Consider the following 20,808-nt stretch of genomic DNA (forward strand, 5'->3'; position numbering starts at 1 on the left):
AGCCATTCATGGTGCACGCCGCGAGCACCGCTGCGCCCCCTCTCCCGCTTGCGGGAGAGGTGCAACAACTCGCAGCTTCGTTCGTCAGCTCGCCGCGGCCGTCGTCACCGTGTCGCGCTGGCGCTTCATGACGATCTTGTTGAGCGCGCCGAGATAGGCCTTGGCCGAAGCCACCAGCGTATCCGGATCCGCCGCGCGCGCCGTCATCGAGCGGCCGTCCTGCGCCAGCCGCACCGACACTTCCGCCTGCGCGTCGGTGCCTTCGGTGACGGCGTGGACCTGGTACAGCTCGAGCTTGGCCTCGTGCGGCACCAGGCGCTTGATGCAGTTGAACACGGCATCGACCGGACCGTTGCCCTCGGCCTCCTCGATCTTGATCTGGCCGTCGACGTCGAGCTTCATGGTCGCGCGCTGCGGGCCATGGGTGCCGGCGATCACGGTCAGCGAGGTCAGCTTGATGCGGTCGTGCGAGGCCGCCATCTCCTCATCGACCAGCGCCTCGATGTCCTCGTCGTAGATGTCCTTCTTGCGGTCGGCGAGCGCCTTCATTCGCGTGAACGCATCCTCCAGCTGGTTCGGACCGAGCTTGTAGCCCATCTCCTCCAGCTTGTGCACGAAGGCGTGGCGGCCGGAATGCTTGCCGAGCACCAGCGATGACTGCTTCAGGCCGACCATCTCGGGGCGCATGATCTCGTACGTCGAAGCGTCCTTCAGCACGCCGTCCTGGTGAATGCCGCTCTCATGCGCGAAGGCGTTCCGGCCGACGATCGCCTTGTTGTACTGGACGGGAAACGAGGTCGCCGCCGACACCAGCTTCGAGGCGCGGGTCAGCTGCGTCGTGTCGATCTTGTTCCAGTAAGGGAATTTGTCGTTGCGCACGTTGATCGCCATCACGATCTCTTCGAGCGCGGCGTTGCCGGCGCGCTCGCCGATGCCGTTGATGGTGCACTCGACCTGGCGCGCGCCGCCGGTGATGCCGGCCAGCGAATTGGCCACCGCCATGCCGAGATCGTTATGGCAGTGCACGGAGAACACCGCCTTGTCCGAGTTCGGCACGCGCTCGATCAGCGTCCTCATGAAGTGGGTGTATTCCTCCGGCACCGTATAGCCGACGGTGTCGGGGATGTTCACCGTGGTGGCGCCGGCCTTGATCACGGCTTCGACGATGCGGCAGAGAAAATCCATCTCGCTGCGGGTGCCGTCCTCGGCCGACCATTCGACGTCGTCGATCTGGTTGCGGGCGCGCGCGACCATGGCGACCGAGGTCTCGATCACCTGCTCCGGGGTCTTGTTCAGCTTCACCCGCATGTGCAGCGGTGAGGTCGCGATCACGGTATGAACGCGGCCGCGTTTTGCAAATTTCACCGCCTCGGCGCAGCGGTCGATGTCGGCGGGATGGGCGCGCGACAGGCCGGCGATGACCGAATCCTTGGAGCGGCGGGCGATCTCGCTGACGGCCTGGAAGTCGCCTTCCGAGGTGATGGGGAAGCCGGCCTCGATGACGTCGACGCCCATATCATCCAGCAGCTCGGCGACCTCGAGCTTCTCCTCGAAGGTCATGGTGGCGCCGGGGCACTGCTCGCCGTCGCGCAGCGTGGTGTCGAAAATGATGACGCGGTCCTTCTCGGACTTGTTCACGGTGGCCATTCCTAGATTTCCTTTTGAGCGTTTGCGCCGTTCATTCCTTGGCGCTTGAGGTGTCCGGTGATCTCGACCAACCCCTGAGCGCCCAGGCGCATGGCGCCCAGCCGGCCCTCAGGGGCAAGTAAGAAGAAGGCCGCCAATGAGGAGGGTGGGCAGCGACGCGGCCGGGATCGTGGCGGCGGCCTGAGCCACCTCCCCCGAAATCCCCTCGATTTGGCCGCGAATCAGCATTGCCGGACCCGTTTGAGCCTCAAATCCTCGGTCAAAACCGTTGACGGTTGGTTGCCGGGAGGCTCGATGCGCCCGTTTCTAGACGAGAAATGGCCGCAACTGCAACGCCAAAAGATGGTCAACATACGTGACCTAATAGCTCGCTGCACGAGGGCGCAGCCCGCATGGAGCGACGCGCAATGCGGGAACACGGTCCTGGATTTCGCTTCCGCTCCATCCAGGCTGCACGACAGGCTGCAAGATTTGCGAGGGAGACGCCTACGCGGTGCCAGTGCGGCGGGCGCGCGCCCTACTCTCCCAGCGGTTCAGCATCTGGCCGAGCTCGCCGGTCGCCACGGGAGCAGCAGTGCCGGCCTTCACGATCTCGTTGGTGTTGGCCGGCGCGTGGGCTGCGAGCCAGTCCGGCTCCGTGTACTCGCGCCAGCGGCGTGCCTCCGCCCGCCTTTTTCGCGAGACGTGGTCCCGCGTGAAATAGCCAGCCGCAAATGCGAACGAGACAAGGACGACCAAGACGACGGCTTGCACAATGAGCTCCAGCTTTATCCCCCTAGCGCCCCGCACTCCAAACGCACTCGAAGGTGACGAAATTGCGACCTGCGATCGCGCAGCAGCTTCAAGTCTACCTCTCGCAACTGGACGCGGACCGGACTAACCTCCGCCTCGCTTGGCCGGATCAACCGGCCGGCCGAACATAACCGGGAGGATACGATGACACGCCAGGAGGCTCCTGAGCAGGAGCAGCGTGCGCAGAATGCTGCGCTTTCACGACGAACGCTTGTCGGGGGACTGGCGCTCGGCGCCGCGGCCACGCTGGCGGGCCCCGCGCTGGCCCAGACCGGGCCTGCCGCACCGCCGACGACGATCACGACGCCGCCGCGCGATTTCGGACCCAACGGTGCGCCGACGACCTATTTCTGGGACCCTGACATCATCGCGGTCGATCCGTCCTTCAACGATCTTGCCCAACCCAACACCGCGATCAAGCGTCTCTATACGGGCCTGTTGTGGGCCGAAGGCCCGGCGTGGAGTGCGCAGGGCCGCTATCTGCTGTGGAGCGACATTCCCAACAACCGGCAAATGCGCTGGATCGAGGATGACGGCCGCGTCACCGTGTTCCGCACGCCCTCCAACAACTCCAACGGCAACTCCTTCGACTTCCAGGGCCGCCAGCTCTCTTGCGAACACCTGACGCGGCGGGTGACGCGCTACGAGCACGACGGCACCGCCACCGTGCTCGCCGACTCCTACCAGGGCAAGAAGCTGAACTCGCCGAACGACATCGCCGCACATCCCGACGGCAGCTATTGGTTCACCGATCCGCCCTACGGCGGCCAGCTCTACGAAGGCGAGCCCGACGTCGCCGGTGGTCCGAGCAATACGGGCGGCAAGCTCAATCCGCGGATCGGTCAGCCGGCCGGCTTCGTGCCGGGCAAGCGCGAGCTGCCGACCAATTGCTACCGCATCGATCCCTCCGGCCGCATCGACCTCGTCGTCACCGAGGACCAGGTGCCCGACCCGAACGGACTCTGCTTCTCGCCCGACTACAAGAAGCTCTACATCGCCTCGACCGGCAAGGGGCCGGGCGACACCGGCGCCGGCGGCAAGGGTGAGATCTTCGTGTTCGACGTCGGCAGCGACAACAAGTTGTCGAACCTGAAGAAGTTCAGCGATTGCGTGATCGACGGCGTGAAATGCGGACCGGACGGTCTGCGCTGCGACGTCAACGGCAATCTCTGGGCCTCCAGCAATGCCGGACGCGCCGTGGGTTATAGCGGCGTCACGGTGTGGTCGCCGGAGGGCAAGCTGCTTGGCCGCATCCGCCTGCCGGAAGTGTGCGGTAACGTCTGCTTCGGTGGCCCCAAGCGCAACCGCCTGTTCATGGCCGCGAGCCAATCGCTCTACGCCGTGTACACGGCGACGCAAGGCGCCGGGCCGGGCTGAGCGGCACCCCTCCACGAGCGAGCGCGCCGGCGTGAAGCGCCGGCGCGGAGTCTTTGCGTTTTGTGACGATACCGCGACACGCCGACCGTCGCTTTCCGACCGTCGAGCAAATCTCCGCCATCATAGCAACGAAGATAGGTCGCGCAGCAGAACCGTGGCGCGGCGTGAAAGCATGACGCTATCTCCAGCCGGCCTCGGGCATGAAGTGGGAGTTGCGCAATGCGCCGCATGCCAAACGACACGATCATCGTCAGCGTTGGAAGCCAGGAACTCGTGATCGAGTTCGGAGACCCCGGGCTACCAATCGACGGCCACGGCGGCAACGACATCATGATCGCAACGGTCGATGACGGGCCCAGCAGCCTGCTGTTCGTCGGTGACGAGGCGATGCTGGAGGGCCGATCGCATGGCGGCAACGACCTTCTCGTCGCGACCGTCCAGGGCCGCCTGACCTATACATACCTTGACGGGGACGCGCAGATCATGTCCGGCCAGGCCCACGGCGGCAACGACGTGCTGCATGTCGAGGCCGCGCGCGCGACCTTTGCGAACGTCTACCTCTCGGGGGACGCCGAAATCGCCATGACCGGTGAAGCCAAGGGCGGCAATGACCTCATCACGGCAGAGATGGGCGACCGATCGTATGGTGCGTTCAGCGGCGATTCCGGATCGCTCATGAGCGACAACGCCCAAGGCGGCAACGACGTCATCAGCGTGGTCCAGGCCGGCCTCTCTGGCAACGTGTCGATGTCCGGTGATGCCTTGATATCCATGATCGGCAATGCGCGCGGCGGTAATGACACGCTGATCTATACGGCCGCTGTCGACGCGCGGTCCGGCGGCGCATCGCTTCTCGGCGATGGCGGTTACATGAGCGACAATACCCGCGGCGGAGACGACGTCCTGATCGCAACCGTCGACGGCAATCCCGATTCGATCTCCATCGCGCTGGTCGGCGATGCCTCGCAGATGTCCGGCAACGCACAGGGTGGCAACGACATCCTCTACGGGAGCCATCGCGGCGATTGGCTCTATGGCGATGCGCGCACCTACGCCCCCGCCGTGGGCGGCTCGATCGCAGGCGGCCGGGACGTCCTCAACGGCGGGGGCGGCAACGATCAGATCTGGGGCGGACCGAACAACGACCTGTTCGTCTTCAACACGGTTTCGGGCGAGGACGTGATCAACGATTTCGATCAGGGCAACGCGGCTGCGGGCAGCACCGCAGCGGAGCACGACGTCATCGACCTGCAAGATTACGGCTTGGCAGGATGGAGCGCGTTGAAGGGCCTGATCGGCAACGACGGCTCCGGCAACGCCGTGATTCACCTGACGAGCGATGACACGATCACGCTGACCGGAATCCACGCCGCCGATCTCAAGGCCACGGATTTCATCATCTGACGCGCGGTGAGACCGCCGGCCTCGCATCGCTCCCGCCGCGATCCTCGCGGCGGGCCTTTCTCTTCGTCCAGACCGCTAGCGCCACGCTGGCATGGGAGGACCTATCCTGCGATCTTGCCGTTACCCTTGTTTGGGTGAGAGGCGCGAGATGGACGATCGACCAAAGCAGACCAAGAGCCTGACGCAGGATGACGGGTTCGTCCGGGTCCGGGGTGCGCGCGAGCACAACCTTAGGAATGTCGACGTCCGCATTCCGCGCAACGTCCTCGTCGTGTTCACGGGCGTGTCGGGCTCCGGGAAATCCTCGCTCGCCTTCGGCACGATCTATGCCGAGGCGCAGCGGCGCTACCTGGAATCGGTGTCGCCCTATGCGCGGCGCCTGTTCCACCAGATGCAGATCCCCGAGGTCGACGACATCGAAGGCCTGCCGCCGGCGGTGGCGCTGCAGCAGCAGCGCGGGGCGCCGACGACGCGGTCCTCGGTCGGCAGCGTCAGCACCATCTCGAACCTGCTCCGGATGCTCTATTCCCGCGCCGGCGACTATCCGCGCGGCCAAGCGATGCTCTATGCGGAGGCGTTCTCGCCCAACACGCCGGAGGGCGCCTGCCCGACCTGCCACGGCATCGGCCGGATGCTCGACGTCACCGAGAAGTCCATGGTACCCGACGACACCAAGACGATCCGCGAGCGCGCTGTCGCGGCCTGGCCGAGTGCCTGGCAGGGCCAGAACCTCCGGGACATCCTGACGACGCTGGGCTACGACGTGGACAAGCCCTGGCGCGAATTGCCCAAGAAGGACCGCGACTGGATCCTGTTCACCGAGGAGCAGCCGACCGTTCCTGTCTATGCCGGCTACGATGCCGCCGAGGTCAAGCGGGCGCTACGCCGCAAGGAGGAACCGAGCTATCAGGGCACCTTCACCGGCGCCAAGCGCTACGTGATGCAGACCTACGCCAAGTCCGAGAGCGCGATGATGAAGCGCCGCGTCGCGCAATTCATGATCACGCGGGACTGCCCGACCTGCCACGGCACAAGGCTGAAGCCCGAGGCGCTCAAGGTGAGGTTCGCAGGATTCAACATCGCCGAGATGTCGCACCTGCCGCTCAAGCAGTTGCACGAGGTGATCAAGCCATTTGCGAGAGCTTCGTCGGACAAATCGGAGAAGACCGTTGTTGCCAGGCGCATCTGCGAGGATCTGTCGGCGCGCCTCGCCGTCCTGCTCGATCTCGGCCTCGGCTATCTCGCCTGCGAACGCAGCACGCCGACGCTGTCACCGGGCGAATTGCAGCGGCTGCGTCTGGCGACCCAAGTCCGCTCCAACCTGTTCGGCGTCGTCTATGTGCTCGACGAGCCGTCGGCCGGCCTGCATCCCGCCGACACTGAGGCGCTGCGGCGCGCACTGGACCGGCTGAAAGGTGCCGGCAACTCCATCTTCGTGGTCGAGCATGAGATAGAAGTGATCAGGCACGCGGACTGGCTGGTGGATGTCGGCCCGGACGCCGGCGACGGCGGCGGGCTCATTCTCTACAGCGGGCCCCCGGCGGGGCTCGGCGCGATCGCGCAATCGCGGACCGCGCATTATCTCGCGCATCCCCGCAAGAAGCTGCCGACGGTCCGCCGCGAGCCGGAAGGACATCTGAAGCTCAGGGGCGTGACCCGCAACAATCTGCGCGGCCTCGACGTCGACATTCCGCTCGGAATCATCGCCAGCATCACCGGTGTGTCGGGCTCCGGCAAATCCAGCCTGATCAGCCAATTCCTCGTCGATACCGTGGCCGCGCATCTCGGCCATTCGCTTGCCACCGACACCGACGACGACAGCTTGGCGCCGACCGTCGAGACGCTGGGCGGCAAGATCGTAGCCGGCCTCGACCACGTCAACCGCCTCGTCGTCGTCGACCAGAAGCCGATCGGCCGCACGCCGCGCTCCAACCTTGCGACCTATACCGGCCTGTTCGATCACGTGCGAAAACTGTTCGCGGCGACGCCGCAGGCAAAGTCGCGCCGCTACGACGCCGGCCGCTTCTCCTTCAACGTCGCCAAGGGCCGCTGTGCGACCTGCGAGGGCGAGGGCTTCGTCTGCGTCGAGTTGTTGTTCCTGCCCAGCGTCTACGCGCCCTGCCCGACCTGCAAGGGTGCGCGCTACAACGACAAGACGCTGGAGGTGAAGATCAGCGGCAAATCCATCGCGGACGTGCTGGCGATGCGCGTCGACGAGGCCTTCGAGTTCTTCGAGCGCGATTCCGCACTGAACCGGTCGCTGTCGGTCGTGCGCGAGGTCGGGCTCGGCTATATCCGCCTCGGCCAGTCCGCGACCGAGCTGTCGGGCGGCGAAGCCCAACGCATCAAGCTCGCGACCGAGCTGATGCGTCCGCAACGCGGCCACACGCTCTATGTCCTGGACGAGCCGACCACCGGCCTTCACCCGCGCGACGTCGAGCGCCTGATCGCGCAGCTCGAACGCATCGTGGACGGCGGCAACAGCGTGATCGTGGTCGAGCATGACATGGACGTCGTGGCGCACAGCGACTGGATCATCGATCTTGGGCCTGGCGCCGGTGACGAAGGCGGCCGTGTCGTCGCATCGGGGACGCCCGAGCAGGTCGCCAAGGCCGGCGGAAAGACCGCGCCTTATCTGGCGCGGCGCCTGGCGCAATAGCGCGCGCAGCGATCGTCGGCACGGTCGCCTCGCGGTCATCTCGCAATTGCGTTCTATGCCGCGAGCGGCGGACCTCGACTTTCGCGATGTTGACTTTCCTCCGTCCCGCTCCCCATACTTCGCGACAACAACAAGATCGAACGACGGTTTTGAGGGAGGATAGGATGCCGACTTCACGCAGGCAGCTGCTGAAGACCTCGGCGGCTGCCGCCGCCGCACTCAGCCTCGATTGGACACGCGCCCAGGCACAAGCCGAGAATTTACGTATCGGCCTGGTCTACGACCTCACCGGCCCCTTCGCCGCCGGCGGCTCGGTCGCCTCGTCGATCGGGGCGCAGATCGCCATCGATCTCGTCAACGAGAAGGGCGGTGTCGGCGGCAAATACAAGGTTGCTCCGGTCGCCGCGGATTCGCAGAGCAAGCCCGACGTTGCGATCAACGAGGCCGAACGCCTGATCAGCCAGGAGAAGATCGACATCCTCAACGGCGTCTATGCGAGCTCGCATGCGGTGCCGCTCGCGGCCAAGGTCGAGCAGCAGAAGAAGATCCTCTGGATCACGACAGCGGTCTCGACCGCCGTGTTCAAGGACAAGAACCTGCAATACGTGTTTCGCGCGCAGATCCATTCGGATCAATACGGCCAAGCCTTTGCAAGCTTCCTCACCGAGCATGCCAAAGCCAAGCTCGGCATGGACCCGAAGGAGGTCAAGGTCGCGTTGATCCACGAGGACGGCCCCTATGGCGTCGGCGTTGCTTCTGCCGACGAGACTTACGCCAAGGAGGCCGGCATCCAGGTCGTGCTGCGCGAGGGCTATTCGGCCTCCGCGCCCGACCTGTCGGTGCTGGTGACGAAGATCAAGCGTGCCAAGGCCGACGTGATCTCGCATGCGGGCTACAACCCCGACATCACCCTGTTCCTGCGCCAGGCGCGTGAGAGCGGATTGCGCTTCAAGATGCTGTTCGGAGCCGGCGCCGGCTACAGCCAGCTCGACAAGCTGCGTGCCACTTTCGGCGCCGACATCGACAATTTCTGCAACATCGACCCGGTGCCGGCGCAGCTGCTCGATCCCGCCAAGCTCGCGCCCGGAATGGGCGATCTGATCAAGACCATGGTCAGTCGCTACCAGGCCAAGACCGGCGCCACCGACGTACCGCCGCACTGCTCGATGGGCTTCAACCAGACCTGGGTGCTGCTCAACCACGTGCTGCCGGTCGCCAAGGAGAAGTACGGCAGCTTCGAGCCCGAGGCGATCCGGAAAGCGGCGCTCGACGTCGACATCCCCGCCGGCGGCACGATCCAGGGCTATGGCGTGAAATTCTTCCCGCCGGGCACGCCGCTCTCCGGCCAGAACGAACGCTCGACGCCAGTCGTGATGCAGAACGCCGGCGAGCACATTTCCGTGGTGTGGCCGACGAACATTCGTACGCAGGACCCGGTCTTCCCGCTGCCGAAGGGCTCGACCTACGGGGCGTGAGGGAGGCACGGGCGGGGTACACCCTCTCCCCTTGCGGGAGAGGGTGGCTCGCCGCGTAGCGGCGAGACGGGTGAGGGGTTGTCTCCGCGCGTGAACCCTCTCGCTTTCGCATTCGCTGAAGCAACCCCTCATCCGGCGCTTCGCGCCACCTTCTCCCACAAGGGGAGAAGGGTTCGCGGCGTGCGTGGTGATTTACAACACCACCCGTCTCCCCTCCTCCGCCGCCCAATACCCGGCGTAGTTCACCTTGATCGTCTCATAGGCCAGCGCGAGATCCGACAGCGGCTGGCGTCCGGTCGCGGCGCACTCCATGAAGTCCTGGATCTCCTGCAAATAGCCGCGCGTCCATTCCTCCTCGAGGCAGACATATTGCCAGCCGGTTTTGCGGTCGACCTTCTCGGTGATGTAGACGCTCGCGAGCTTCTCCTCGCTGGTCTGGTAGCTCATCAGATGATTGTTCGGCGTGATGTTGGCGAACAGGGAGCCGCCGCTCGTATAGGTCTCGATCAGATTGCGCACGCCGCCCATGATCATGTCGCCGGAGAACACGGTGGCCTTGGTGCCGTCGGAGAAGGTTGCGGTGAGCGTACCCCAATCCTCGACGTCGACGGGATTGGCCTTGATGTAGCTGCGTTCCTCCGGCTTCAAGCCGGCGGTGACGTTGCCGACATCGCCGGTGACACTGGCGACGCGGATGCGCTCGCCGCGCGCCTTGGCTTCGACCTGCTTCAGATACAGCACGGCCGAGAGCGGATGGCAGCCCATGCGGATCAGCGAGCCGCCGCCCGTCATCGCCCATTGCGCAGCATGCGCGGCGTGCGAGCCGGAATGGCTCTCCTCGCCCTTCATGAACAGGATCTTGTCCTTGGTCGCCTTGATGATCTCGACGGTCTTGGTCACGGCCGGCGCGTAGATCCAGTCCTCGGCATACATGAAGAGCTTGTCCGTGCGCTCGATCGCGGCTCGCGTCCTGTCCATCTCCTCGATCACGCGCTCATACATCAGCGCCTTCGGCACGTGCTTGCCGATCGGCTGCTGATCGCCTTCGCGGCCGAAATAGCCGGCGAACGGCTTTTCGCAGATGACATGCTTGCCGGCCTGCATGGCGGCGACGATCATCTCGGCATGAAGATTGGGCGGGGTGCAGATGTCGACGACATCGAGATCGCGGTCTGCGATCAGCTCGGCGAAGCTGCGGTAAACACGCGGGATATTGTGATGGCGGGCGAACGCGACAACCCTGTCGCCGCGGGCAGCGACCGCCGCGACCTCGACGTCAACGCCATAGACGCGCCGGAACGCATACATGTGCAGCTCCGACACGAAGCCGCAGCCGACGAGTCCCACCCTGATCCTGTCCATAGCGCCCCCTTTGCAATGGGCGGCACTATAGCGCGCCTGGAGGCCTAATCCACCGAGACGCGCACCACGCCGGCGCTCATCATGCCGAGCGCGCGGGCGGCGGGCACCGAGAGATCGACGATGCGGCCGCGGATGAACGGGCCACGATCATTGACGCGGCACTGGATCGTGCGTCCGCTGTAGGACACCCTGAGCACGGTGCCGAACGGGCGCGTGCGGTGGGCGCAGGTCAGCTCGCCGACTTTGCCGGCTTTTGCGTATCCGTAGTAAGAAGCAAGCCCGCTTTCAGCGTGGGCAACAGAAAAGGCAAAAAGCAAAAAGCTGGCCAGAGCTACCAATAGCGTCGTCTGCGCTTGCACGGCACCCTCCCGGTTCCCTGCCCGGCCCTGCAAACGTCGCTTTGTTCCTCAAAGTTCCAGGAGCATTGCCGGGCGATGCCCGGCAATGCCATCACACTTTGTTACTGCCGGTGGAACACCAGCGTGCGGACCTCGATGCTTTCGCGGGGCGCCGCATCGGCCGGCGTGGTCGGATCGAGGAACGCGGTGTGCGGCCCGAAGCGGGTGCGGCCGTCGGTTGCGGAATCGTAGCACTTCAGCAGCAGCGCCTCGTCCGGCGTCATCTCAGGGAAATAGAACCAGCGGTGGTTCGGATTGTATTTCACCGAATAGGTCTCGCCGCGGCGGTTGGGATAGATCAGGTCGGAAGCGACGAGGTCTTCCGGCGCCACCGTCGTGCCGTCGGCCATGGCGAGCGGTGAATCGCGCAAGGGGCCGCGGATCGGCCGCCACAGATTGATCACCTGCACGCGGCCTTTCAGCAGCTCCTCGGCCTCGTCGGGCAGATGCTCGCGCACGCGGTTGGCACCGGAGATTGCGGTCTGGTCGACATGGACGCGCGTGGCCGGCTGGCGCGGCCCGCCGTCACGGATATCAGGCGCGCCTTCGACACGCTTGCGCACGGTGTGGTCGAAGATGAAGACGCGGTCGGCCTTCAGCGTCGCGCGCAGGAACGCTTCGACCGCTGGATAGTAAACGCTGCGGATTTCGTCGTCGTTGTAAAAATCCTTCACCTGCGTCGGGTGACGCACCAGCGCAAAGCCCTCGCGGTCCAGCGAGAAATTCTGCGCGATCAGCCGCGCATCGAAGATCGGGACCTGGTGCGGCTCCGGCAGCGAGGTGCTTTTCGGCTCACCCGGCGGCGGATCGAAGGCGTAGGTGCGCGGCTTGCCGTCGATTGGTGCGAGATAGTTGAGTTCGGCAGTGACGAAGGGAAGCGATTCGATTTTTGTTTCTTGCAGGCCCATGGCCGGTCTCCCGATGTGGTCGTCGGATTGATTTTTGACGGGGCGCGACGTGGCGCAAGGGAGGCGGTGCAAATAGCAATGAGAGTGTTGTCGGGCGGAGAGAATGCAGAAGGAATATTTCGAAGAAGGCGATTGCGCTGGAAACCATCGCCTCTCCTCACGAGTCCTTGAGGTGCTCGTGAGAGCGTTTCTCCTTCTCCCCTTGTGGGAGAAGGTGGCGCGAAGCGCCGGATGAGGGGTATCTACCCGTGAACTCGACTGTGAGAGGTGAGCACGCGGAGGGAGACCCCTCACCCGTCTCGCCGCTACGCGGCGAGCCACCCTCTCCCACAAGGGGAGAGGGGAAGAAGCGGCGTTGCCACCGAGAAAAAGGGCTACAACCCCGCCTTCGCAATCGCGTCCGTGAACGAGCGATCGACGATCCCCGCGGCATCGAGCTTCTGCTTGATCAGTCCCCAGCGGAAATACAGGTCGATCGTGCTCTGCTCGTCCGCGATCACGCCGTCGTCGATCGGCGCGATGCGGATCTTTGCGCGCGACAGCCAGTTCTGCGGCACGGCGGTCGGGATGTTCATCAGCCTGCCCCAGGTCGCGGCGTAGCTGTCGATGTTGTTCAGCGACCACGCCCGCGCCGCGGTGAGGCGGCGGATGAAGTCGGTCAGCTCCGCGCGCTTGTCGCGGATGGCCTCGGGCCGCGCCACCTGGAAGCTCAGCCCTGGCGTAAGCCCTTCCGACGTGATGATGCGGCGCGACCTGAACAGCACCTCCTCCTGGCTCACATAAGGCTCCCAGGTCGACCACGCATCGACAGAGCCTTGCGTGTAGGCGATCTTGGCGTCCGACGGCGCCAGGAATGCGATCTGCACGTCGCTCGCAGCCCAGCCATTCTTCTCGAGCGCGGCGAGGATCAGCTGATGACCGATCGAGCCGCGGCCCGTCGCGATCTTCTTGCCGCGCAAATCGGCAAAACTCTTGATCGGCGAAGTCTCGGGCACGAGGATCGCAAGCCCCTCGCGCGTCTGCCTGATGGCGGCGATCGCCTTCACCGGCGCGCCGGAGGCGGCGGCAAAGGTGAAGGGCGCATCGCCAACGAGGCCGGTCTCGATCGCGCCGGCGCTGAGCGCTTCCAGGAGTGGCGCGGCCGCGGGAAACTCTTTCCACTCGATCTTGTATGGGACGTCCTTGAGCACGCCGGCCGCTTCCATCACGGCCTGCGCATTGCCCTTCTGGTCCCCGACGCGCAAGGTGGTTTGCGCGGCTGCAACTTCAAGCGAAGCGAACAGCAGCGCGCCGGCCAACATGAGGCGGATCATTCCGCGGCCTCGCCGCGAATGGCCTGGCGCTTGGCAACCAGCTCGCGCGTCAGCGGGATCAGCTCGCGGCCGTAGTCGATGGCATCGATCAGCGGATCGAAGCCGCGGATCAGGAAATGGCTGATGCCGAGATCGTAATAATCGCCGAAGACCTCCGCGACCTGCTCGGGCGTACCGACCAGCGCCGTGGTGTTGCTGTTGGCGCCGGTGAGCTTTGCGATCTCGGTCCAGAGCCGCTTGTCGATCCGGCTGCCCTGGTCGGCGAGCGCGAGCAGTCGCCGGGCGCCGGCCGTGGCATGGCCGTCGGCGGGCTTGCGATAGCCGGTCTTGTCCTGCAGCGCAGTGGCCCGCGCCAGAATCTCCTCGGCTTTCTCCCAGGCCTGCTTCTCGGTCGGCGCAATGATCGGCCGCACCGACAGGCTGAAGCGCGGCGTCGGCCGCCCCTGCCGCACCGCCGCGTTATGGACGCGCGAGGTCACGTCGCGCACCTGCGCGTAGGATTCGCCCCACAGCGCAAAGGTATCGGCGTGCTTGCCGGCGACGTCGATCGCCGCATCCGAGGCGCCGCCGAAATAGACGCGGATGCCTTCGGGACGATAGGGCTTCACCTGCGAGAACGCGTTCTCGACCTGGTAATATTTGCCCCTGTAGGTGAACGGCTTGTCGCTGGTCCATTCCAGCTTGAGCACGTCGAGGAATTCGGAGGTGCGGGCATAGCGCTCGTCCTTGTCGTCGAGCGTGTTGCCGTCCTGCCGCAGCTCGGTCGCGTTGCCGCCAGTGATGACGTGGAGGGCAACACGGCCGCGGGAAAACTGATCGAGCACCGCGAACTGCCGCGCCAGCAATGTTGGCGCGGTGAAGCCGGGCCGCTGCGCGATCAGCACGTTGAGCCGGGACGTCGTGTTCAGGACGTGCTGCGCCACCTGGAGCGCGTCGGGCGAGGTCGAATGGAATGCCAGCAGCGCCCGATCGAAGCCGGCATTCTCATGCGCATTCGCCACCGTCTCGATGTGGGTGGGATTGAGGACCGGCCCTTCGCGAACGACGGTTTCCGACGAATTGTTGTTGCTGATGAAGCCGATGAACTCGATCGACATGATCGTCTCCCTGTTGAGGTCCTAGAGGCCCAGTGCGAGGCGGCCGAGGCCGATGCGCGTGGAATCGTCCTGCGGCGTGTGCACACGGCCGCACAGCACGTCGCGATAATGCCGCTCCAGCGGATTGGCGCGGGACAGGCCGTGATTGCCGGTGAGCGACAGCGCATCCTCGACCACGGCAACGGCATTGTTGGTCACGGTGAGCTTGATGACGTTGGACTCGCTCGCGGCGAGCTCGACGCCGTCATCGAAGTCGCGGGCGAACGTGTCGATCAGCCGCGCGTTGACCGCAAGCCGCGCCTCAATCGCGCCGAGGATCTCCTGAGCGCGCGGCAAAGTCGCCAGCGGCGCGCCGAGGCTGGCGGGCACGCGCTGCTTCAGAAACGTGATCAGCCAGTCGCGCGCGGCACGCGCAACGCCGTCATAGATCGCGGCGACGAAGACGGTGTGGACGGTCGCTTGCGTGACGTCGAGCGTGCGCCAGTCCGCCGGCTTGCGCACATCGACCTCGCCATCGAGCGGGATCACGACGTCGTCGAAGATGACATCATGGCTGCCGCTGGCGCGCAGGCCGTGATGATCCCAGGTCTCGACGATGCGCGTGCCCGGCAGGCCGGCGGGCACCAGGAACTGGCCGACCCGCGGCTCGGCCTCGTCGGTGCGCGCCCAGACCAGGTACCATTTCAGGATCGGCGATCCCGTCGAATAGATCTTGTGGCCGGAAAGGCGCCAGCCAGTTTCGGTGCGCCGCGCGATCGTCGCCGGCAGGCCGCCACGTGCGGGCGAACCGAGCTCCGGCTCCACGCGCAGCGCGTTGATGAGTGCAAGGCCCTCGACGCTCTCGCGCGCGAGCTTGCGCGACAGCCGCGCCGGCCAATTCGGGCTGCGCGCCATCACGAGATGATTGATGTAATGCATCGACAGGACCAGCGCGGTCGACGGATCGGCCTTGCCGAGGATGCCGAGCACGCGCGCGGCATACCGCGCGCCGGCACCGGCGCCGCCATGGACCGCCGGCACGGTCAGCGACAGCAAGCCCGCCTCCGACAGCTCGCGAAAATTCTCGAAGGGAAAGCTGCCGATGCGGTCGTGCTCGGCCGCGCGCGCGGCAAAGCTTGTGGCAAGCGTCGCTGCGCCGGCGATGTAGTCGGGCTCGCTGTGAGCCCTGCGGCCCTTGGCTATGGAGGTCACCATGTGGCGTCCAGCCCCAACAAGCCAAGGATCTGGCGGCGCAGGTCAGCCAGATACGGATCGCCGCGATGGCGCGGATACGGACGATCGACGCGGATATCGGCCTTCACCCGCGCGGGACGCTCGCTGAACACGATGACGCGGTTGGCGAGCACCAGCGCCTCCTCGGCATCATGCGTCACCAGCAGCGTGGTAAACCCCTTGCGCTGCCAGAGTGAGACGAGCTCGGCCTGCATGGTGATGCGGGTCAGCGAGTCCAGTTTTCCCAGCGGCTCGTCCAGGATCAGGATCTTGGGATCGTTGACCAGCGCCCGTGCCAGCGCGACGCGCTGCGCCATGCCGCCGGAGAGCTGGTGCGGATAGGCGTTGCGGAACGACGAAAGCCCGACGAGGTCGAGCGCGTCATCGACGCGCTGGCGCTGGCTCCTCAAAATGCCCTGGGCCTCGAGGCCCAGGGCGACGTTGTCCCAGACCGACCGCCAGGGAAACAGGGTCGGATCCTGGAACACGACGACGCGCGACGGATGCGGGCTCCTGATGCGCGCCTCGTCCTCCCGCAGCCTTCCTGCCTTCGGCTTGTCGAGCCCGGCGACCAGCCGCAGCAGGGTCGACTTGCCGCAGCCGGACGGGCCGAGCAGCGCGACGAACTCGCCGGGCTCGACCGAAATTGAAACATCGCTCAGCACCGGCAGCTCGGTCCCGTCGATGTCGAAGGCGTGGCTGACCTGCTCGATGTCGAGCGCGGCGCCGGCGGCTGGATGCGTAACCGCTTCGGCAAGAGCTGTGGCTACCATTTGACGGTCCCCCTCTGCCAGACCAGGAGACGATCGCGGATCGCAAACAGCAGCGTGATCGCGCCGGAGCAGAGCAGCGACATCACGATCAGCGCCGCGTACATGTTGGCGTAGGCGGCCCAGCCCTGCGCCCATTGCAGGTACCAGCCGAGCCCGGCCTTGACTCCGATCATCTCGGCAACGACGAGCACGGCGAAGGACGCGCCGAGACCCATGAACAGGCCGACGAAGACGTGCGGCAGCGCCGCCGGGATCGCGACCTTCAGCACCAGGAACGACGGCTTTGCCCCCAGCGTGCGCGCGACGTCGTAATAGGCGTTGCTGACGCTCGCGACGCCGGACCAGGTCAGCACCGTCACGGGAAACCCCGTCGCCAGCGCGATCAGGAAGGTCGAGGCGCTCCAGCTCGACGGGAAGGTGAAGAAGGCAATCGGCAGCCAGGCGGTCGCCGGCAGCGGGCCGATGAAGCGCAGCACCGGATGCACCCAATAGCCGACCGCGCGCGACCAGCCGATCGAGACGCCGGTCAAAAAGCCGATCGTCGCGCCGATCAGATAGCCGCCGAGCTGCAGCTTCACGGATGCGAACACGCTGTCGAGCAGCTTCGGCAGATCGTCGGTATAGACCTCGATGATCGCCTGCGGCGGCGGGAAGAACGGCAGTGGCAGCCAGGCGAATTTTGCGGTCGCGACCTCCCAGACCGTCAGGAACACTCCGAGCGCGACCAGCCACGGCGCGCGCTTGTGCAGCGCCTGTCCCGCCGCTCCCAGATAGTCGGCCCCGATGGTGCCGAACAGCGCGATCGCCGCGATGATGAAGGCCGCAATGCCGAGCGAATGCGTGCGCGACCAGTCGCCGACGTCCTGCCACCACAGGCAGGACAGCCCGAAGGCGATCCAGGCGATGCTGGCGAGCGCGCCAGTGCCGGATTCCCGGATCCAGCTCGCCAGCAGCGGCGCGCGCGAGGTGCGCGGCGCGCCGGAGGCGAGTCCGTCAGACAGCGAATACGTCGACATAGATGCGCTCCGCGAATTTGGCGGTGTCGGTGCTCTGCTTGAACACCTGCACGCTCTTGAGATCGTCGGCATAGGCCTTGAGCTCGCGCTTCAGGATGTCGCCGACGGGATGATGATGGTGGGTGTGGTAGCGCACCATGCCCTCGATATCGGCCAGCGTCGCCGCCTTGGGCGCATAGGGCTGGAACGATTTCGCCGCGACCGTCGCATTCTGCGCGGTGAACATCGCCGCATCGAGCAGCGCCTGGGTGATGGCGCGCGCGACTTGAGGCTCCTCGCGCACGAGCGAGCCGCGCAGGCCGAGGATGCAGCAGCTCTTCTCGCGGTACTCGCCGTCGAGATTGGAGGCGACCTCCTTGTACTGCGTGTCCTTGAGCCAGAGATAGGCCAGCGGGTCGGACGATAGAAACGCCTGCACCTCGCCCTTCTCCACCGCGACATTGAGCAGGTTGCCGGGATAGGCGCGCCAATCGACGTCCTTGACCGGATCGATGCCGAGCTTGGCCAGCTGGATCGAGAAGAAATTCTTGTCGGGACCGGCGAGATCGCCGACCGCGACGATCTTGCCCTTGAGGTCGGCAAGCTTCGAGACGCCGGAATCCGTGCGCGACAGCACGCGCATGCAGCCGCCATGGGTGCCGGCGGCGATCTTGACGTCAAAGCCCTGCTCCAGCGGCTTCAGCCAGCGCAGCGCCATGCCGAGACCGGCATCGCTCTTGCCCGTCGCGATGGCCTCGAGCAGCTGGTCGGTCGAACCGGAATAGTTGACGAGCTCGACGTCGAGATTGTGCTTCTGGAAGAAGCCGTGCTCGATTGCGACAGGCACCGGCGCGAGGCAGACGGCACCGGCATTCCACGACAGCTTCAGCTTGCGCGGCGCGCCGGTGAGCGCGGGCGCGTCGGAGGCCGTGCGGCACAGCGGAAACTCGGAGAAGTCGACACCGGGCACGATGGCCCGCGGTGCGAAGGCCTGCGCGCCCAGCGCGCCGAGCGGCGCTGCGAAAGCCGCCGCAAGCCCGGCCTGAAGCAGGTGGCGCCGGTCGAGTGTCGATCCGCTGCGCTCGTTGTCGTTGGTCATCTGCCCCTGGCTCCTGCTGGCACGGCTCCGCCGTGTGCGCAACGGGTCGCGTTGCGCATGTTCCGTGCGGAGCTGCGTTGAGAGAAAATTGTTCCGTCGGCGCTTCCCGCGCCGCGTTGATGCGATGCGCAAATCATGCGGCGCGTTCGCTGCATCGTCAATGAAATGGATTTTCGAATGTTGCGCGAAGGAAGGTCATTCTCTCCACCCGCGGATGCGGGAGCGATGAAAGGATTTTCGCGGATGCATCGGCACGCAAGGTAAACCGCGACCCCATCGGCTGCCGCAGCCCTGTGCAGCTTCGGCCGCGCACGCTGCGCATTCTCGAAAGCAACGCTCCGCTGAAACGTCATTGCCTGAAGCACGCACAATACGGTTGGCCATTTCATTGACGGCGTACCGCGCGCTCATAGACTTGAGCGTGTCGCTGCATCGTCCGCTCACGCATCGTGAGCGACGCAACAAGACGGATCCAATGAGCATCAACTCTCACGACCATTCCATCACGCGCCGGCTCGCCACATCGCTGCTCGCCGCTGCCATCATGCTATCGTCAGCTGCCGCATCGCTCGCCGCCGACACCGTCGTGCTGCGCGTCGGCGACCAGAAAGGCGGCAATCGCTCGCTGCTCGAAATCTCCGGCTATGCGAAGGACCTGCCCTACAAGATCGAGTGGTCGGAATTCCCGGCGGCCGCGCCGATCCTCGAAGCGCTCAATGCCGGCGCGCTCGACGTCGGCTACACCGGCGATCTCTCGTTCCTCTCGGTCTATGCCGCCGGCGCGCCGATCAAGGCGATCGGCGGCACGCGCTCGGATGCGAAGACCCAGGCCATTCTGGTGCGCCAGGACTCGCCGATCAGATCGGCGGCCGACCTCAAGGGCAAGCGCCTCGCCGGCACACGCGGCGGCTGGGGCCAGTTCCTGATCGACGCAACGCTGGAGAAGGCAGAGATCAAGCTGGAGGACGCGACCTTCGCGCCGCTCGGCCCGGTCGATGCCAAGATCGCGCTGCTCGCCGGCTCGATCGACGCCTGGGCGGTGTGGGAGCCCTACGTCTCGTTCGCGAGGTTGAAGGACAAGGCCCGCGTCATCGCCGACGGCGAAAGGCTGACGCCGACCATCACCTTCATCGTCGCCTCCGACAACGCCATCGCCACCAAGCGCGCCGCGGTGCAGGACCTGGTGCAGCGGCTGAACAAGGCGCGGCTATGGTCACTCGACCATCTCGGTGACTACGCGAAGAACACGGCCGAACTAACAAAACTGCCGGAGGACGTGCTGCTGTCGGCCTACACCGCACAGCGCACCAGCCCGATCGTGATCGACGAGAATGTGATCAAGGAGGTGCAGGAAGCCTCGGACCGCTCGACGCGTTACGGCATCCTGCCGAAGAAGCTCGACGTCAGCAAAGCCGTCGACCGCAGCTTCACGGCTGCGGCCGCGGGATCGAACTAGGCGGAGGCGGCGGGATGCACCGGCTTCGCCTCAGGCCCGGCCCGTTGCATCTCGCCGCGATCGTGCTCATGCATGCCGCATGCATGAGCCTGATCGTGTGGCTCTCGTTCTAGCCGTGCGGTCTCACCAATATCTGCGGTAATAGTGACGGTGATAGGCGCGGTACGGCCGGTAGTAGCCATAGCTGTAGTACGGACGATAGGGCCGATAATATCGCGGATAGACCGGGGCGTAGCCGTACCCGCCGTAATAAGCGGGGGCATAACCATAGCCGTAGCCCGGATATCCATAGCCGTAGCCGCCGTAATAGGGGCCGCCGCCGTAATAGCCGTAAGGAGACCCCGCGGCGATGGCGCTGCCGATGATCGCGCCGGCCGCGAGACCGCCGAGACCCCAGCCCCATCCGCCGCCACGCCAATGCACCTGCGCGACGTTGTCGCCGGTCGCAGCCTTCATCGCCGCGACGTTGGTCGGCATCGGGGCCGCATTGGCCTGCCCGATCTGGGCCGCCATGATCGCGCCGCCCAGCGAACAGGCAATTGCCGTCTTCCAGATCCTCATCGTCTTACTCCCTGTCTGTCCTTTCGCTTGGAAAAGGATCGCAGCGCCATGATCGGGCATCCTTGCGCCAAGTCAAAGCTTAGAATTTCAAAGCCTGGAGTTTGCGTGCACCGCACAAGACGCTTGCCTCCGTTCTGATCAACCCGGTGCCGGGCCACTTCGTCGCCTGTGACACCTGCACGACGGTGCCGGTGGCCCGATCACCCGGCAAAGCATTAAGCTTCCCGTGCATTCGCAACCAACAACCACCTTCACGATTTACTATTCGTACCATTACTAT

At 65.4% G+C, this 20,808-nt stretch carries 17 protein-coding genes; 5 read left to right on the plus strand and 12 right to left on the minus strand.

What is annotated here, in order from left to right:
* Window positions 1-84 precede the first annotated feature (84 nt).
* Window positions 85-1,647 (minus strand): 2-isopropylmalate synthase, encoded by a 1,563-nt coding sequence (locus ACNJYD_RS30930; protein WP_439364251.1) that lies wholly within the window; start codon window positions 1,645-1,647, stop codon window positions 85-87.
* 486 nt (window positions 1,648-2,133) lie between these two features.
* The gene (locus ACNJYD_RS30935; RefSeq protein ID WP_172787527.1) at window positions 2,134-2,403 is read right to left on the minus strand and encodes a hypothetical protein; all 270 of its coding nucleotides are present in this window, start codon (window positions 2,401-2,403) and stop codon (window positions 2,134-2,136) included.
* Between the two features lie 180 nt (window positions 2,404-2,583).
* On the opposite strand from ACNJYD_RS30935, the gene ACNJYD_RS30940 reads away from it, so the two are divergent.
* The 4 genes from ACNJYD_RS30940 to ACNJYD_RS30955 all read left to right on the plus strand — a co-directional run bounded on the left by ACNJYD_RS30940 (window position 2,584) and on the right by ACNJYD_RS30955 (window position 9,354).
* On the plus strand, window positions 2,584-3,816 hold the full coding sequence (locus ACNJYD_RS30940) for an SMP-30/gluconolactonase/LRE family protein (protein WP_439364252.1): 1,233 nt from the start codon (window positions 2,584-2,586) through the stop codon (window positions 3,814-3,816).
* A 219-nt stretch (window positions 3,817-4,035) separates the two neighbouring features.
* Window positions 4,036-5,220: a calcium-binding protein gene (locus tag ACNJYD_RS30945; RefSeq protein WP_439364253.1), complete on the plus strand. Its 1,185-nt coding sequence runs from the start codon at window positions 4,036-4,038 to the stop codon at window positions 5,218-5,220.
* A 148-nt stretch (window positions 5,221-5,368) separates the two neighbouring features.
* Window positions 5,369-7,879, plus strand: coding sequence for an excinuclease ABC subunit UvrA (gene uvrA / locus ACNJYD_RS30950; RefSeq protein WP_212258305.1), 2,511 nt, complete (start codon window positions 5,369-5,371; stop codon window positions 7,877-7,879).
* Window positions 7,880-8,043: 164 nt separating this feature from the next.
* Window positions 8,044-9,354 carry an ABC transporter substrate-binding protein gene (locus tag ACNJYD_RS30955; protein WP_212258307.1) on the plus strand — a complete coding sequence of 437 codons (1,311 nt, stop codon included), beginning with the start codon at window positions 8,044-8,046 and terminating at the stop codon, window positions 9,352-9,354.
* A gap of 192 nt (window positions 9,355-9,546) precedes the next feature.
* Here the strand turns inward: ACNJYD_RS30955 and ACNJYD_RS30960 are convergent, their stop codons facing one another.
* From ACNJYD_RS30960 to ACNJYD_RS31000, 9 genes are all read right to left on the minus strand, one after another.
* A complete protein-coding gene (locus ACNJYD_RS30960) occupies window positions 9,547-10,716 on the minus strand; it encodes a Gfo/Idh/MocA family protein (RefSeq protein ID WP_212258309.1) in 1,170 nt (389 codons plus the stop codon).
* 44 nt (window positions 10,717-10,760) lie between these two features.
* Complete coding sequence (locus ACNJYD_RS30965; protein WP_212258310.1) at window positions 10,761-11,075, minus strand: septal ring lytic transglycosylase RlpA family protein; 315 nt, start codon at window positions 11,073-11,075, stop codon at window positions 10,761-10,763.
* A gap of 101 nt (window positions 11,076-11,176) precedes the next feature.
* Window positions 11,177-12,022, minus strand: coding sequence for a CmcJ/NvfI family oxidoreductase (locus ACNJYD_RS30970; RefSeq protein ID WP_212258312.1), 846 nt, complete (start codon window positions 12,020-12,022; stop codon window positions 11,177-11,179).
* 374 nt (window positions 12,023-12,396) lie between these two features.
* Complete coding sequence (locus ACNJYD_RS30975; RefSeq protein WP_212258313.1) at window positions 12,397-13,335, minus strand: ABC transporter substrate-binding protein; 939 nt, start codon at window positions 13,333-13,335, stop codon at window positions 12,397-12,399.
* Complete coding sequence (locus tag ACNJYD_RS30980) at window positions 13,332-14,432, minus strand: LLM class flavin-dependent oxidoreductase (protein ID WP_212258315.1); 1,101 nt, start codon at window positions 14,430-14,432, stop codon at window positions 13,332-13,334. The genes ACNJYD_RS30975 and ACNJYD_RS30980 overlap by 4 nt, the downstream gene beginning before the upstream one ends.
* 21 nt (window positions 14,433-14,453) lie before the next feature.
* Window positions 14,454-15,626 carry an acyl-CoA dehydrogenase family protein gene (locus ACNJYD_RS30985; RefSeq protein ID WP_212258317.1) on the minus strand — a complete coding sequence of 391 codons (1,173 nt, stop codon included), beginning with the start codon at window positions 15,624-15,626 and terminating at the stop codon, window positions 14,454-14,456.
* A complete protein-coding gene (locus ACNJYD_RS30990) occupies window positions 15,620-16,417 on the minus strand; it encodes an ABC transporter ATP-binding protein (protein ID WP_212258323.1) in 798 nt (265 codons plus the stop codon). The genes ACNJYD_RS30985 and ACNJYD_RS30990 overlap by 7 nt, the downstream gene beginning before the upstream one ends.
* Window positions 16,411-17,433: an ABC transporter permease gene (locus ACNJYD_RS30995; RefSeq protein WP_439364254.1), complete on the minus strand. Its 1,023-nt coding sequence runs from the start codon at window positions 17,431-17,433 to the stop codon at window positions 16,411-16,413. Before ACNJYD_RS30995 ends, ACNJYD_RS30990 begins: the two co-directional genes overlap by 7 nt.
* A complete protein-coding gene (locus tag ACNJYD_RS31000; protein ID WP_439364255.1) occupies window positions 17,411-18,511 on the minus strand; it encodes an ABC transporter substrate-binding protein in 1,101 nt (366 codons plus the stop codon). The genes ACNJYD_RS30995 and ACNJYD_RS31000 overlap by 23 nt, the downstream gene beginning before the upstream one ends.
* A gap of 475 nt (window positions 18,512-18,986) precedes the next feature.
* Between ACNJYD_RS31000 and ACNJYD_RS31005 the strand changes: the two genes are divergently transcribed.
* Window positions 18,987-19,967 (plus strand): ABC transporter substrate-binding protein, encoded by a 981-nt coding sequence (locus ACNJYD_RS31005; RefSeq protein WP_439364256.1) that lies wholly within the window; start codon window positions 18,987-18,989, stop codon window positions 19,965-19,967.
* A 123-nt stretch (window positions 19,968-20,090) separates the two neighbouring features.
* Here ACNJYD_RS31005 and ACNJYD_RS31010 read toward each other — a convergent pair whose 3' ends face one another.
* On the minus strand, window positions 20,091-20,528 hold the full coding sequence (locus tag ACNJYD_RS31010) for a hypothetical protein (RefSeq protein ID WP_439364257.1): 438 nt from the start codon (window positions 20,526-20,528) through the stop codon (window positions 20,091-20,093).
* Between the last annotated feature and the right edge of the window lie 280 nt (window positions 20,529-20,808).

It is taken from the genome of Bradyrhizobium sp. SPXBL-02 (assembly GCF_051853065.1).
Taxonomy (GTDB): Bacteria; Pseudomonadota; Alphaproteobacteria; order Rhizobiales; family Xanthobacteraceae; genus Bradyrhizobium.